Source organism: Franconibacter pulveris, from assembly GCF_056780215.1.
Genome location: NZ_CM165555.1, coordinates 4,385,371 through 4,400,462 on the forward strand (window position 1 = coordinate 4,385,371; position 15,092 = coordinate 4,400,462).

Here is a 15,092-nt window from a genome sequence, read left to right on the forward strand (position 1 = left end):
GTTCGCGGAATTTCTTGTGTTAAGATGCAGGGATGGGTCGTTATGACCGTTTATGTAAAGGAATAAGTCAATGCGCAACCTGGTAAAATATGTCGGTATTGGCCTGCTGGTAATGGGGCTGGCGGCCTGTGACAACAACGACAGCAAAGCGCCTGCTGCCGGCAACGCGGCCGAAAGCAGCGCCGCCAGCGGTCAGCCGGTAAGCCTGCTGGATGGCAAGCTGAGCTTCTCCCTGCCGGCGGATATGTCCGACCAGAGCGGCAAACTCGGCACCCAGGCGAATAACATGCACGTTTACTCGGACACCACCGGCGAGAAAGCGGTTATCGTCATTCTTGGCGATAACACCCAGGAGCCGCTCGATGTGCTGGCTAAACGACTGGAAGATCAGCAGCGCAGCCGCGATCCGAACCTGCAAGTGGTCACCAACAAAACCGTTGAGATCAAAGGCCAGAAGCTGCAGCAGCTTGACAGCATTATCTCCGCCAAAGGCCAGACCGCGTACTCGTCTGTCGTGCTGGGCCATGTGGATAACAAACTGCTGACCATGCAAATCACCCTGCCTGCCGACAATCAGCAGCAGGCGCAGAGCGCGGCGGAAAATATCATCAACACCATTGTGTTGAAGTAATCACTGCCGCGTTTCACCGGCCTCTGGCGCCTGCGTCAGAGGCCGTTTTTTTAGCCGCCACGCCAGCCCCAGCGCTGCCAGCACCAGCGCCGCCGAAGCCAGATAAATCATCGGCACGCCCGCGTAAGCCATCATCACGCCCGCCAGCGGCCCGGTCATACCGAGCGACAAGTCCATAAACACCGTGTAGGTCGCCAGCGCGCTGCCCTGGTTATGCTGCGGCACCGCTTTCACCGCCACCACGCCAAGCGCCGGAAAGACCAGAGAGAACCCGCCGCCTGCGAGCAGCGTGCCCATCTTCGCCATCAGCGGCGTGACGGCGAGCCCCACCAACAGCAGCCCCAGCGCTTCCACGGCAAAGCAGATCATCGCCACGTTCAGCCCGCCGAGACGGTTAATGCCGTTGGGGAACAGCAGGCGGCCGCCGACGAACGCGGCACTGAAGAGCGTCAGCGCGAAAGCCGCGCCATCCCAGCCTTTGGCCTGATAAAAGAGCGTGATAAAGGTGGCGATAACGCCAAAGCCGGTCGAAGAGAGCGCCAGCGCCATGCCATAGGGCCAGACGCGCCCCAGCACCGCGCGAAACGGCAGCGGTTTGCCCTTGCTGGCCGTCACTTTAGGTCTTGGCAGCGCCAGCAGCGCCGCCAGCAGCGATACGCCCATAATCACGCCCGCCAGCAACCGCAGCCCGCCCCATGCGTAGCACAGCGCCCCCAGCGGCGCGCCAACCGCCATCGCCCCGTAAGTCACTACGCCGTTCCACGAAATCACTTTACCGATATGCACCGAACCCACAACGCCTACGCCCCAAAGCGTCGCCCCGGTTCCTGCAAGACTCTGTCCTACGCCAAGGATGAGTCGTCCAAGGCAGAGCAGCGCCAGGCTCGCCAGCGGCCAGGCTTGCGTTTCTGCCGCCAGCCAGTAACAAAGCCCGCTTAAGAAACAGCCGCACAGGCCAAGAATCACGACTTGCTTTGGCCCGAGCGTATCGGCGGCGCGTCCGGCGTGCGGACGGCTTAACAGGGTGGCGAAGTATTGCAGGCTGATAACCAGCCCCGCCCAGAAGGCGCTAAAGCCCATCACGTCGTGCACATAGCCGGGCAGCACCGCAAGCGGCAGACCAATGGTTAAGAAGCTGGCGAAGTTAAAGATAACAACAGATACGATGCGCAGATTAAGGCGTAATCCGCTAATAGCCGGTTCAGCGGCGCGGTCGGGCATGGAAATCACCGGAAATTAACAACAGTGCGCCAGTATAAACATGTCGACCCCGGAAAATCAGCCTTCACTTTCAGAACGCTCTACTCCGGCGCGCTTTCTGCAAAGGGCTACACTGTAAACAACCACACAGTACGGGCGACTACTTAAAAGGACTTCACCATGCTCAGAAAGACGGGCAGCAGCAACGAGGTTGCGGCCACGCAGAAGGCTGGCCTGCATATGCTGCAAAAGCTGGCGGCGCTGGTCATTATTCTGGCCGGCATCCACGCCGCCGCCGACATTATTGTTCCATTATTGCTGGCGTTGTTTTTCGCCATCGTGCTTAACCCGCTGGTCACGTGGTTTGTGCGCCGGGGCTTTAAACGCTCGTTCGCCATTACTATTGTGGTCATCGCGATGCTTTTCGTGCTCACGCTGCTGCTCGGCCTGCTGGCCGCTTCGCTCAATGAGTTCGTTGCGCTGCTGCCAAAATATGCGAACGAATTCTCACGCAAAATAATGCGTCTGGAACGGATGGTGCCGTTTATGCATTTGCATCTCTCGCCGGAACGCATGCTGCAGCGAATGGATTCCGAAAAGATGATGGGCTATGCCACCATGCTGATGACGCAGCTTTCCGGCGCGATGGCGAGCGTCGTGCTACTGGTGATGACTGTCGTGTTTATGCTTTTTGAGGTGCGCCACCTGCCCTACAAACTGCGCTTCGCGCTTTCCAACCCGCAGATTCATATCGCCGGGCTGCACCGCGCGCTGAAGGGAGTGACCCATTATCTGGCGCTTAAGACGCTCATTAGCCTCTGGACCGGGGCCATTATCTGGCTCGGGTTAACGCTGCTTGGCGTGCAGTTCGCGCTGATGTGGGGCGTGCTCGGCTTCCTGCTTAACTACATTCCTAACATCGGCTCTGTGCTTTCAGCCATTCCGCCCATGATCCAGGCGCTGCTGTTTAACGGCTTTTACGAATGCGTGATGGTGGGCCTGCTTTTCCTGGCGGTACATATGGTGCTGGGGAATATGGTGGAGCCGCGCATGATGGGACACCGCCTCGGCATGTCGACGCTGGTGGTCTTTCTCTCGTTGCTTTTCTGGGGCTGGCTGCTCGGCCCGGTGGGCATGCTGCTCTCCGTGCCGCTCACCAGCGTCTGTAAAATCTGGATGGAAACCACCACCGGCGGCGCCAAACTCGCGATTCTGCTGGGGCCCGGCAGACCGAAAAGCCGCTTACCGGGATAGCATAAAAATAAAGAGTAGGTTAAAGCGGGCAATTGCCCGCTTTAACTTTTACAGAATGCTTATTGATTCTCTGCATAAATTGATAAAATCTTTTTTTTCCGCAACTGCCGCTCATGAATGATTAACCGCTTCAATTACAATGAAATAATCCACCAATGAAGAAGTATCAAGAAGAATAAAAAAATGCATTAAGGAAATATGTAGACCTGCGCAATTTTTAATGTTGTTTAGTTTGGTTATAGTACCGCCGCCAAATCGAGGATGCTCTGTCTTTTTTTAGATATACAAAATATACAGGTTAAGCTCGTTAATCGAACCGGACTGACCCACGCTTATCAAAAGGAATTTATTGATGCTTAAGAAATATATCTTTCCTCTTGGAATGACTACTTTTATCGTATGTTTTCCTGCAACTGCACAAAACTGGCAGTCTATAAATAATGAAGTTACGTTTAATACCAGTCTGGGTTGGCTTGGCGGCGAATCTAAAGAATATGTTTATGATGAAGGACATAAAGTCAGCCAGCTTGACTGGAAGATAAAAAACGCGGCGATTATTAAAGGCGACATTTCATGGACGCCGGTGTCTTATATAACACTTAACGCGCGTGGCTGGACGACCCTTGCTTCGGGCAGCGGCGGAATGGAAGACTATGACTGGCAGGATGAAAGCCAGTCGCACTGGACAGATAAATCCACCCACCCTGATACGCCTCTTAATTACGCCAATGAGTTTGATATTAATATCAAAGGTTGGGTTTTTAACCAGCCCAACTACCGCTTTGGCGGCGTAGTTGGTTATCAACAGACTCGTTATAGCTGGACCTCGTATGGCGGCACGTACAATTACGATAACGGTACGGACAAAGGCGAGTTTCCCCGCGGTGAAATCGGCATCGGCTATCAGCAAAAATTTAGCGCGCCATATATGGGCGTAGCGGGAATGTACCGCTATAAGGACGTTGAATTTAACGCTTTGTTTAAGTTCAGCCCCTGGGTTGAAGCTAAAGATAATGATGAGCACTATCTTGGCGATACCACTTTCCGCTCTAATACTAAAAACTCACGCTATTATTTTGCCTCTGTCGATGCGGGCTATTACGTCACGCCAAACGTAAAAGTCTTTACTGAATTAAGCTGGGCTAAATATGAAAAAGAAAAAGGCAGCATGGAAGTTGCCAATTACCGCACTGGCGAACGTGAATATTATGGAAGCAACACCTCAGGAATCGAAAACGAAAGCTATATGATAACTGCCGGTATTCAATACCGCTTCTGAAAAGCAACCAACAGGCCCACGGCCTGTTGGTTATTTTTACACACCTGAACCACCTTTCAGGCCAGCGTGCCGCGGGTTTTCACCCGGGTTTTCACATATTCCGCCGCCCGCTTCCCGGCCAGGAAAGCGTGGTCGGAATTGTAATATTCCCACTCGCTGTAACGCCCTGACAGATGAATGTCATACCCCAGCAGCCACTCGCGAATCAGCGAAACGTTGGCCTTGCGCGCATGGTCATAAACCACGTAAGCGTAAGGGATATCAACCATGTTCGCCGTCAGGATCGGGTCTTCCCGCGTTATCATTCCCACCGCAATACACTCTTCCACGCAGCGGGCGATAAGCGCATCGCCATCCACCGGCAGCGGTTTTTCGGGCGAGTAGCTTATTTCGCACGTCAACCCGCAGCCGCCCGGCGGATTGCAAAACGGGCTGGCGTTGCCCTGCACGAAAATCCGGTGGAAGATCGTGTCGCCGGGGTAATAGATCCAGTGCTTCTCGGTGAGATCCGCGCGGCCGACGCCCAGATTGACGCAGCGTATCGAGACGTGACGCAACCCTTTCGCCGCCTCCTGGACCGCCTCCGGCGCTTCGTCGCCCATCAGGTTGATGAGTTCCGGCAGCGGCATGGTGTTGATGAGCTGCTCGTAGCGGTAGCGGCGGCCATCGGAAAGCACGGCGATATGTTCGCGCGGCTGCACTTTTACCAGCTTCGTATTGGTTTCAAGCTTGCACTTGAGATGCGGAAGGAACCCTGACATCAGCGCCTGAAAGCCGCCGCGTAGCGGGTAGCCGAAGCGGGCGTTGGGCCCCATGGGTTTGGCGAGCGGCGCGAGCGCTCCTTCGATAATCTGGCCGAGATCCGGCAGCGGCACGCGCCCGCCGAGCCAGGAGGTTTCCATCTCACTAAGCGGCACCGTCCAGAGCTTTTTGTTGTAGGGGATGGCGAAATATTTGGCGATGCCCCGGCCCCAGGTTTTCAGGATAAAGCGCTCGAAGTTCTCTTCGCCTTCGCTTTCATTCGCCGCGCGGCACGCTTCGCCGTCCGGCACCGCGCCGTCGGCGCAGCAATCGCGGAATTGCGCGGAGGCTTCGGCGAGCTTAGGCCCGCTCACAGCGGCTACGCCGCTTTTCTGCGTCGCGCCATAGCGCGCTTCAATAGCCCCCAGGATACACTCCTTTATCACCTCCGGCGGCAGACCGAACAGCGAGGCCTGGAATGGGTAGCGAGTATGCACGCCCTCGCTATAAACCCAGGCTTCCCGCATCTGCCAATGCAGGTTGTTACCGAGCAGCAGTTTATACATCTCCAGCACATAAGCGTCGTCAGAAAACATAATGTGCCCGGCATAGTCGAAGGTGAAACCTTTATCGGTTATCGAGCGGCACCAGCCGCCTGGGGCGGCGTTCTTCTCCAGCAGTACGGCCCCTTCTCCATAGTGATAGCCCGCGCTAAGCCCGGTCGGCCCGGCGCCGATAACCAGACAGGGGATGATGTCATCATCGGCCGCCAGCGTTTTAAGCCGCACCACCGCGCTCTCCCGCGTTTGCGGTTCGCCATCAGGCGTCGTCTGCGCCGCGGGCGTCTGCCCGGCGCTGCGCGCATTTTCAATCAGCGAGTGCATACGCTTCGCGGTGTCATCCCAGGAGGTGGCCGTCACCACGTCGGCCATCTGCCGCGCCATGGTTTCACGCACCTCAGACGTTAAGCCGAGCGCCTGCTCACAGGCGCGTATAAACTCTTCTTCGCTGCGGGCAATCGCCACCAGGCCTGCATAATGGCGCTCCACATCCGTAATGGCGGTACTCACCACAGGCAACTGCGCCGCCATATATTCCAGCACTTTGGTCGGGCTGATGTATTTAGTCGACGCGTTAATCGCGAAAGGCATCAGGCAAACATCCCAGCCGGCAAGAAAATGCGGCAATGCTTCGTAAGTCTGCTGGCCGAACCAGTGAATATTGTCGCGCTGGGGCAGGCTTTGCGGGTCGATTTTGACCACCGGCCCCACCATCACGATTTGCCACTCCGGATGGCTATCGGCGAGCGCGGCGATAAGCCCCAGGTCCATACGCTCGTCTATCACGCCGTAATAGCCAAGCCGGGGACCCGGCACGGCCTGCTGGAGCGGATGCCCGTTGCCGCGGTCGAGCGCCTGCTCAAAGTGCGCGGCATCAACGCTGCTCGGAAAACAGTGAACGCTGCTGTGGCGGTTTTTCTTGGCTTCATAGAGGCTCGAACCGCCGGTAAAGACCAGATCGGCTCGTCCAAGCAGCGCCGATTCGCGCTGTTGCAGCTGGCGAGGCGCCTGATGAAAAGCGGAAAGCTCATCCATGCAGTCATACACCACCACGGCGGGCTTAAACGTGGTCAGCAGCGGCAGCGCCATCGGCGTGTAGAACCAGACGACCGGCTGTTGTCCTTCGCTCAGCAACTCGCTCAGCAGCGGCTGCAACACGGCAATCTGATCGTCATGAAAGCCATGCGCTTCCACAGGCGTGTGGGGCTGAATAACCGTCACGTTAGGGGCGGGAGCGGTCTGGTATAACCCGGCAGGGCCAGCTTCAAACACCGGTTCCTCAATAAAATACACCCGATAATATTCCGCCAGACGGCTTAACAGGTGCTGAGGTCGCTGGAAAACAAAACCCCAGCGTAAGTGGCTGAATACAAGCAGTGTTTTCTGATGCATACCCTTCTCCTCGACCCGGTTCGCCGGGTGAATAAACGATTGAAAATGGCGTAGCGTGCGCTGCGCCTGAAGGAGCGCGGCGGCGTAGGGCGCGTGGAGACGACGAGCGGTCGGGTCCGGCCCGCTCAGGTCGAGATCCCATAAGCCGCTTTGCGTCCAGTGCGTGGGGTCCTCCCACATAGGTCGGTCTACAATCGGGTAAAGGCAGATGCCGCAAATATCAGCGCCGGAAAGCTGCGCCTGCGCCACATGCGCGGTGATATGGCGAACCCAGGCGCTGCGCCCACTGCCGACATGACTGGTTTCCGCCAGCAATATCGGCCTCTGGTAACGCTGATGAAGTTCGTAAAGCATTTCGTGGAGCGGCTTACGCCGTCTGTCGCCCAGATGCCAGGGCAGGCGGTAGTGGGTTGTGTCTTCCCACTGGTTGCTGTGGTAATAGTTCGCGCCAATCATATCGAGATAGCGCGGCGCGCCGCCAAGCTCCGGCGCAAGGCGGCCGCTCAGCATGTCCCATGCCTGAAACTGCGCGTCAGAGCATGCCCTGGCCGCGGCTTGCGCCTCAGGGTCGGCATCCCGGGAGATGACATGGATAATCGGGTCGCAATGCAGAATACGGGCGCGGCTGTCCGCCTCCCAGATGGCGTCACACGCGGCGATAGCGGCGCGGATCAGCTGGCGTTTGGCCGCATCGGCAACGCCGCTTTCCGGCCGGTCCGGGCAGGGAAACACCCCCACCTCAATCCCCCAGCTCATAAAAGAGATTTCATTAACCGGCGAATAGACCGGCGGCTGGTCGTAGTAAGGGGCAAGAAAGCGCGCCAGCGCGCCGCAAAAACGGGCGAAGCGAGGAACAAAGTCAGCGGAAAAAAGACTCAGGCCATCAGGCCAGCCGTAGTGGCATAACGTCCAGCACACCTGCACGCCATGCTCGCGCGCCGCCTCCATGCGGGCCGCGACATCGGTGAAATCATAACCCTGCGGCGTTTCCGTAAGCCGCCATCCCACGCTTTCCCGCACGGTGGCGATAGAAAAAGGGGCGAGCGCGGCATAATCTTCCTGCACGCGAAGCAGATGGCCCGTCGTCGTATTCAGTGAGAGCGGGATACCCTGCGGATTGATATGGTCCGCCCCTTCATAACCTGCCTGCCAGAACGTTGAGAATATCGCCACGCGTTCCCACTCCCCTGTTTATTACAGACAAAACCTCCCTACCAAACCCACCCGTAAGGGATGGTTCAGCAGCGTAAAAAATACCGAAAGCGTGGCGAAAGCGGCGCGCCTTAAGGTGGCCGACCCTTTTCGCCGGATACCCGACCGAGCCTTATTAAACGAAGCGGAAATATGTATCTGCGCCGGGTGAAAAATATCGCGCAGGCGAAAGAAAAAGACGGGCGAAATATCGCCCAGTCACGTTTATTTATAATTTAATAATGAATAGTTGCTCGCAGAAATCCATCAGTGAAAAGTATAGGTAACGTCACTCTTTCTGCAAGGTTATGCAGCCAGCAACAATAAAAGCAGTGCCCTGAAGGCGTTATTCCACGCTTCGTTAATTTACTGTCATAGCCTGTACGCCTCGCTGCAATGGGCCTGAAGGAAGGGAAAAAACAAAAACGCAGCGGCGCGGGAAAAATAAATCTAAAATCGTGAATAAATAATCAATACCGCTTCGGTCAATAGTAAAAATATAAAATTCCGCGTTAAACAAACGCAACGAAAATTAAAGCCATTGACCCAATAAAATTAACCAGTAGCGGTTTTAAATTAATAAAAAAGGACCAGTGACGGCACGGATAATTTATTCTCTGTTGGGCTAACAAATAAAATAAAAACGCGCCGGTAAATGACTTTTACCGGCGCGAAGAAGCGCGTTTAGCGACGGCTTTCCGCCAGCGCCTGTGCGCAAGCCCAGGCGCTGGCCCACGCCCACTGGAAATTGTAGCCCCCCAGCCAGCCGGTCACGTCCATCACCTCGCCGATAAAATAGAGCCCCGGCACGTCCCGCGCTTCCATGGTGCGCGAGGAGAGCGCATGGGTATCCACGCCGCCAAGCGTCACTTCCGCAGTGCGGTAGCCTTCCGTGCCGTTAGGCTGTACGCGCCAGTTTTGCAGCGTCTCTTCAAGCGCCTGCTGCTGGCGGCCATTGAGTTGCTTAAGCGTCGCATCCGGGATCTGTTTGAGCTCCTGTAAACACTCCACCAGCCGCTTTGGCAGCAACATGGCAAGCGTATTTTTCAGGCTCTGGTTGGGGTGCGCTTCACGCTGCGCGTTAAGAAACGCAGAAAGATCCGTATCGGGCAGCAGGTTTACCGAGACCCATTCGCCCGGCTGCCAGTAGCTGGAGATTTGCAGTACCGCCGGGCCGGAAAGTCCGCGATGGGTAAAAAGAATATTTTCGCGGAAGGTGACGCCGTTTTCCGCCGTGACCACCGACGGCACCGCCACGCCGGAGAGCGTCTGTAACTGCTCCAGCAAGGGCTTGTGCAGCGTAAAGGGCACCAGGCCTGCGCGCGTCGGCAAGACGTTTAAACCAAACTGTTCCGCGACCTTATAGCCAAACGGCGTGGCGCCCAGGCCCGGCATGGAAAGCCCGCCGGTGGCGATAACCAGCTTCGGCGTTTTTACTTCCGCGCCATTAAGCTGCAGGGTATAGCCATTGTCGTCACGTTCAATGCTGAGCACCTCGGTGCGCAGGCGCAGCGTGACGTTCCCCTTATCGCATTCCGCCATCAGCATATCGACTATCTGTTGAGCGGAATCATCGCAGAAAAGCTGGCCGAGGGTTTTCTCATGCCAGGCGATGCCGTGCTTACCCACCAGATCGATAAAATCCCACTGGGTATAACGCGCCAGCGCCGATTTACAAAAGTGAGGGTTCTCGCTCAGGTAGGCGGCGGGCTCGACATAGAGGTTGGTGAAGTTGCAGCGCCCGCCGCCTGACATCAGAATTTTACGTCCTGGCTTTTTACCATTATCCAGCACTAACACCCGGCAGCCCGCCTGCCCGGCCTGCGCCGCACAGAAAAGCCCCGCTGCGCCCGCCCCGATAATGACGGCATCAAACTGTTCCACTGCCTTTTCCTCTTAATGACTGGGCCGCGATTGTAAATATTCGGCGCTGGTCGCACCAGCGTAACACCTGTTTCAAAATTTATATCTTTGAATTTAAAAGATAAAATTATTAATAAAAATGACAACCGCACGTAAATCCTTAAAAAAGTCTATATTTCACTTTGCCCGCGCCGCGGTTGTCTTAGATAATGCGCCGCGTTCATGTCCTCAAAATGGCGTAACGTCCTATGCTACATTTGTTTGCCGGGCTGGATCTGCATACTGGCCTGTTGTTATTACTTGCTCTGGGATTTGTACTGTTTTATGAAGCCATTAACGGCTTCCATGATACGGCAAACGCAGTAGCAACGGTTATCTACACTCGCGCTATGCGATCGCAACTCGCGGTGGCGATGGCGGCAATCTTTAACTTCCTCGGCGTGCTGTTAGGCGGGTTGAGCGTGGCTTATGCCATCGTGCATATGCTGCCCACCGATCTGCTGCTGAACGTTGGCTCCGCGCACGGCCTGGCGATGGTCTTCTCCATGCTGCTGGCGGCCATCATCTGGAACCTGGGCACGTGGTATTTCGGCCTGCCGGCTTCCAGTTCCCATACTCTGATTGGCGCTATCATCGGCATTGGCCTCACCAATGCGTTGATGACCGGCACGTCAGTGGTGGACGCGCTGAACATCCCGAAAGTCATTAATATTTTCGGCTCGCTAATCATTTCGCCTATTGTCGGCCTGGTCTTTGCGGGCGGGCTGGTGTTTTTGCTGCGCCGCTACTGGAGCGGCACGAAAAAACGCGCCCGTATCCACCTGACCCCGGCCGAGCGTGAAAAGAAAGACGGCAAGAAGAAGCCGCCGTTCTGGACGCGTATCGCGCTCATCCTTTCAGCTATCGGCGTCAGCTTCTCCCACGGCGCGAATGACGGCCAGAAAGGCATCGGTCTTATCATGCTGGTGCTGATTGGCGTGGCGCCTGCGGGTTTCGTGGTTAACATGAACGCCTCCGGCTACGACATTACGCGTACCCGCGATGCGGTCAACAATGTCGAAACTTACTTCCAGCAGCACCCGGCAGCGGTCCGCCAGGTGGCAGGGGTCGATCCGCTGATCCCGACGCCGGAACAGGTGAACTCGACAGAGAGCCCGAAAGAGTTCCACTGCGACGCCAGCCGCGCCATTATCGCGCTGGACCGCGCTAAAGCGATGCTGGGTTCCATCGACAGCTATGACAAGCTGACCGTTGACCAGCGCAGCCAGCTGCGCCGCATTATGCTCTGTATCTCCGACACGACGGATAAAGTCGCTAAGCTGCCGGAGACCAGCGCGGATGACAAACGTCTGCTGAATAACCTGAAAGGCGACATGCTTAGCACTATCGAGTATGCGCCGGTCTGGATAATCATGGCCGTAGCGCTGGCGCTGGGTATTGGCACCATGATCGGCTGGCGCCGCGTGGCGACCACCATCGGCGAAAAAATCGGTAAGAAAGGCATGACCTACGCGCAGGGCATGTCCGCACAGATGACGGCGGCGGTCTCTATCGGTATCGCCAGCTACACCGGGATGCCGGTTTCCACCACCCATGTGCTCTCCTCTTCCGTGGCGGGCACCATGATTGTGGATGGCGGCGGTCTGCAGCGTAAAACCGTGACCAACATCCTGATGGCCTGGGTCTTTACTCTGCCTGCGTCGATTATGCTTTCCGGCGTGCTGTACTGGATAGCGCTGCGCTTTGTGTAAGCGTCAGGCTTAAGAAGAATAAAGCGGGTCAGGCAACTGGCCCGCTTTTTTTATGCTCAGTGCCAGATAAGCAGCGCCACCAGGCTTACCACCACCAGCCCGCACAGGGCGCTGGTCAGGATGAACTGGCGGCGTACCCGCTCGCAGCGGCGGATAAACTCATCATCATGATGGTCGAGGTAGCGTTGCCAGTAGATATACCAGACAAGGCGGATCTGCTTGCTGGGCTGGCCGTGGGCGGTAAAGAATCCGCCGCCGTCGACATACTGATAAAGCAAGGGATCGCAACCACGCAGCACTACCAGCAACGCGCGCAACGACGAGAAGTAGCGCGCCATATTGACAACACATACCACACACAAGGCCCAAAACAGCGCAACAGTGCTGACCATACCCCACCCCCGGCAACGCTATCCGGCGCGAACGCACCGGATGCCCAGTCTGACATTTCAGTAAATGGATGCAGTAAAACCCGCCGGGGATCACATTTATTCACCCGAACGGCTCATTAAATAGTGTAGGAGATCCGTTAATTTTTTTACCACAACGTTAATCCTTATCAATGCCAGTCGAGCTATTTTTCATTTGAATAAGGGTGACCAGGGTCAATTGACGGATAAATCAGAGCGCTATAAGGTACAAATAGCCTCTATAATTGAAGTCCTTACGCTGGAGTCAGCTCCCGCAAGGGTGGTACGCAGGACGCCGGCACGCGAGCGGCAAAGCAAAAACGCCGTTCAGTCCACTGGTCATCGACATCTTATGGAAGGAGTAACACTATGGCTTATCAACATATTCTTATCGCGGTCGACCTGTCACCGGAAAGCAAAGTGCTGGTAGAAAAAGCGGTATCCATGGCGCGTCCTTACAACGCGAAAATTTCTTTGATTCATGTCGATGTGAATTACTCCGATCTCTATACCGGCCTTATCGACGTGAACCTTGGCGATATGCAAAAGCGCATCTCCGAGGAGACCCACAACGCGCTGAGCGAGCTTTCCACCAGCGCAGGCTACCCGATTACCGAAACCTTAAGCGGCAGCGGCGATTTAGGCCAGGTGCTGGTGGACGCCATTAAAAAATATGACGTCGACCTGGTCGTCTGCGGTCATCACCAGGATTTCTGGAGCAAACTGATGTCTTCTGCTCGCCAGCTCATCAACACGGTGCATATCGATATGCTGATTGTGCCGCTGCGTGACGAAGACGACGAGTAACGCGTCGGGGGCGGGGGCGCTACGCGTACCCGTCCCTGGTTGAAACGAGGCATAACCTCAGCCAGCGCAGGTGGGGTTATGCCTTACGCGCGGCAATCCATTCCTGTACTTCAACCACAAAAGTATCAGGCGCCTTACGATACATTTTACGCGCCAGATCCAGAATCGTATGCTGTCCCAGCGCCTCCTCCATTCTCTGTTGCGCGCTGTCCATTACCGCACGTACGCTGCAAACTCCTTCACAAGCCCACGCTGGCGGTTGTTCGTCAAACACAGCCAGCCGACGACGAATTTCACGGCACTCGAAGATCTGCTTTTCGCCATCAATCGCCTGCACCACATCAAGCACCGTGATGTGCTCCGCAGGCCTGGCTAACTGAAAACCGCCGCCTTTACCTTCAATGCTGCGCACAAGCCCCGCTTTCGACAGGCGGGTAAAAATCTTGGCCAGATAGTCGTAAGGCACGCTTTGCAGGTCAGCAATTTCCCGTACGCTCATATCGCGGGCATCGCCTTTGCTGTCGACCATACACATCAGGCTATGAATGCCGTACTCCACTCCAGAGCTGTAAAATGCCATCGTTGAATCTCAGCTTAATTAATTCTGAGTTATTGTAGCTTTTCCAGCATATCCGTGCCAGAAGTCAAAAATTAGCAATTCCTGTTATGATTTTTAATTATATTTAAATCAACGTGTTATTAACAATAGCGCCACGTTATGCGCTGCGGAAGATAAATCGGATTGCGCTCATTAACTACGATCAATAAAATCCGAGTAAATACCGTAATGACACGAGTGAAACTATAATGCGTAAACAAATTTTGATCGTTGGAGCCGGCTTTTCAGGCATGTGGGCGGCGCTCAGCGCGGCCAGACTTGCGGATATGCACCCGTACCAGACCGTCGATATCACCGTTATCGCTCCGCAGCCTGAGCTGCGCGTGCGTCCCCGTTTTTATGAGAGTGCGGTCCAGACGCTGGTTGCCCCTCTGCAACCGCTGTTTGATGCAACCGGCATCTCTTTCCTGCAAGGCACCGTTACGCAGATCCAGCCCGCGTCAAAAGCGGTAATGTGGACAGACGCTTGCGGCGAAGCGCATTCACAGCGCTACGACCGCCTGATTCTGGCCAGCGGCAGCCACGTCAATCGTTCCTTCGTCGCCGGGGCGCATGCGCATGCGTTCGACCTGGATCAGCTGGAAAGCGCTGCGGTACTGGAGCAGCATTTGAAAGCGTTGGCGCACAAAGAAGAGAGCGATGCGCGCAATACCGTTGTGGTGTGCGGCGGCGGCTTTACCGGTATTGAAATGGCGCTGGAATTGCCAGCACGTTTGCGGGAGATACTGGGGAGAGATGCTAAGACCAGAGTAGTCGTAGTTGAACGCGGCCCGCAGCCTGGCGCACGGTATAGCGACGCCCTGCCCGACGTGATTGTGGAAGCCTCGGCGGAGCTGGGCGTAGAGTGGTTAGTGAACGTAGAAGTGGAAAGCGTGGACGCCTGCGGCATCACGCTGAAAGGGGGCCAGAGAATCGCCTCTCAGACCGTCATCTGGACGGTGGGGGTACAGGCAAACGGCCTGACGGCGCAGATAGACGCCCCACGCGATCCGCAAGGTCGTCTGCATGTGAACAGCCAGCTGCAGGTGACAGGGTATGACGATATTTATGCCACCGGCGACGTGGCGTACGCCGCGACCGACGACAAAGGCCACTACGCATTAATGACCTGCCAGCACGCCATTCTGCTGGGCAAGTTTGCCGGCAACAACGCCGCTGCCGGCCTGCTGGGCGTGGCTCCCCTACCGTATCGCCAGGAAAACTACGTGACCTGTCTCGATCTGGGCGCGTGGGGCGCGGTCTACACAGAAGGCTGGGATCAGCAGGTGAAACTGATGCGTGCGGAAGCGAAAAAGCTGAAGCGGTCGATCACCAGCGAGCTTATCTACCCGCCAAAGGCGGATAAAGCCGTCGCATTCGGGATTGCAGACCCGTTGGCGCCGTTTGTGTAAATC

The 15,092-nt window shown here is 56.0% G+C and carries 11 protein-coding genes; 6 read left to right on the plus strand and 5 right to left on the minus strand.

The features are described from left to right. Window positions 1-70: 70 nt before the first annotated feature. Window positions 71-631 carry a DcrB family lipoprotein gene (locus tag ACU4F7_RS20760; protein WP_029590625.1) on the plus strand — a complete coding sequence of 187 codons (561 nt, stop codon included), beginning with the start codon at window positions 71-73 and terminating at the stop codon, window positions 629-631. Here ACU4F7_RS20760 and ACU4F7_RS20765 read toward each other — a convergent pair whose 3' ends face one another. Continuing rightward, a complete protein-coding gene (locus ACU4F7_RS20765) occupies window positions 632-1,852 on the minus strand; it encodes an MFS transporter (protein ID WP_029590626.1) in 1,221 nt (406 codons plus the stop codon). It lies immediately after the preceding gene. Window positions 1,853-2,011: 159 nt separating this feature from the next. Between ACU4F7_RS20765 and ACU4F7_RS20770 the strand changes: the two genes are divergently transcribed. Continuing rightward, a complete protein-coding gene (locus ACU4F7_RS20770) occupies window positions 2,012-3,085 on the plus strand; it encodes an AI-2E family transporter (protein WP_152977078.1) in 1,074 nt (357 codons plus the stop codon). Between the two features lie 352 nt (window positions 3,086-3,437). Further along, window positions 3,438-4,364: an omptin family outer membrane protease gene (locus ACU4F7_RS20775; protein ID WP_481637679.1), complete on the plus strand. Its 927-nt coding sequence runs from the start codon at window positions 3,438-3,440 to the stop codon at window positions 4,362-4,364. 56 nt (window positions 4,365-4,420) lie between these two features. On the opposite strand, the gene ACU4F7_RS20780 is transcribed toward ACU4F7_RS20775, so the two are convergent. Both ACU4F7_RS20780 and ACU4F7_RS20785 read right to left on the minus strand, forming a co-directional pair. Then, a complete protein-coding gene (locus ACU4F7_RS20780; protein ID WP_481637680.1) occupies window positions 4,421-8,230 on the minus strand; it encodes an NAD(P)-binding protein in 3,810 nt (1,269 codons plus the stop codon). 702 nt (window positions 8,231-8,932) lie between these two features. Further along, window positions 8,933-10,132: a BaiN/RdsA family NAD(P)/FAD-dependent oxidoreductase gene (locus ACU4F7_RS20785; RefSeq protein ID WP_481637681.1), complete on the minus strand. Its 1,200-nt coding sequence runs from the start codon at window positions 10,130-10,132 to the stop codon at window positions 8,933-8,935. 227 nt (window positions 10,133-10,359) lie between these two features. Between ACU4F7_RS20785 and pitA the strand changes: the two genes are divergently transcribed. Then, a complete protein-coding gene (gene pitA / locus ACU4F7_RS20790; protein WP_481637682.1) occupies window positions 10,360-11,862 on the plus strand; it encodes an inorganic phosphate transporter PitA in 1,503 nt (500 codons plus the stop codon). 56 nt (window positions 11,863-11,918) lie between these two features. Here pitA and uspB read toward each other — a convergent pair whose 3' ends face one another. Next, the gene (gene uspB / locus ACU4F7_RS20795; protein ID WP_024553139.1) at window positions 11,919-12,254 is read right to left on the minus strand and encodes a universal stress protein UspB; all 336 of its coding nucleotides are present in this window, start codon (window positions 12,252-12,254) and stop codon (window positions 11,919-11,921) included. Window positions 12,255-12,641: 387 nt separating this feature from the next. On the opposite strand from uspB, the gene uspA reads away from it, so the two are divergent. Next, window positions 12,642-13,079, plus strand: a complete 438-nt coding sequence (gene uspA, locus ACU4F7_RS20800; RefSeq protein WP_029590632.1) for a universal stress protein UspA — start codon at window positions 12,642-12,644, stop codon at window positions 13,077-13,079. Window positions 13,080-13,155: 76 nt separating this feature from the next. Here the strand turns inward: uspA and ACU4F7_RS20805 are convergent, their stop codons facing one another. After that, window positions 13,156-13,659 (minus strand): RrF2 family transcriptional regulator, encoded by a 504-nt coding sequence (locus tag ACU4F7_RS20805; protein ID WP_029590633.1) that lies wholly within the window; start codon window positions 13,657-13,659, stop codon window positions 13,156-13,158. Between the two features lie 227 nt (window positions 13,660-13,886). On the opposite strand from ACU4F7_RS20805, the gene ACU4F7_RS20810 reads away from it, so the two are divergent. Beyond that, complete coding sequence (locus tag ACU4F7_RS20810) at window positions 13,887-15,089, plus strand: NAD(P)/FAD-dependent oxidoreductase (RefSeq protein WP_481637683.1); 1,203 nt, start codon at window positions 13,887-13,889, stop codon at window positions 15,087-15,089. Window positions 15,090-15,092: the final 3 nt, after the last annotated feature.

Bases quoted from the DNA above. Each gene is read 5' to 3' on its own strand.
- pitA (WP_481637682.1), top strand. From the start codon at position 10,360: ATGCTACATTTGTTTGCCGGGCTGGATCTGCATACTGGCCTGTTGTTA.
- ACU4F7_RS20765 (WP_029590626.1), bottom strand. From the start codon at position 1,852: ATGCCCGACCGCGCCGCTGAACCGGCTATTAGCGGATTACGCCTTAAT.
- ACU4F7_RS20770 (WP_152977078.1), top strand. From the start codon at position 2,012: ATGCTCAGAAAGACGGGCAGCAGCAACGAGGTTGCGGCCACGCAGAAG.
- uspA (WP_029590632.1), top strand. From the start codon at position 12,642: ATGGCTTATCAACATATTCTTATCGCGGTCGACCTGTCACCGGAAAGC.
- uspB (WP_024553139.1), bottom strand. From the start codon at position 12,254: ATGGTCAGCACTGTTGCGCTGTTTTGGGCCTTGTGTGTGGTATGTGTT.
- ACU4F7_RS20775 (WP_481637679.1), top strand. From the start codon at position 3,438: ATGCTTAAGAAATATATCTTTCCTCTTGGAATGACTACTTTTATCGTA.
- ACU4F7_RS20810 (WP_481637683.1), top strand. From the start codon at position 13,887: ATGCGTAAACAAATTTTGATCGTTGGAGCCGGCTTTTCAGGCATGTGG.
- ACU4F7_RS20760 (WP_029590625.1), top strand. From the start codon at position 71: ATGCGCAACCTGGTAAAATATGTCGGTATTGGCCTGCTGGTAATGGGG.
- ACU4F7_RS20805 (WP_029590633.1), bottom strand. From the start codon at position 13,659: ATGGCATTTTACAGCTCTGGAGTGGAGTACGGCATTCATAGCCTGATG.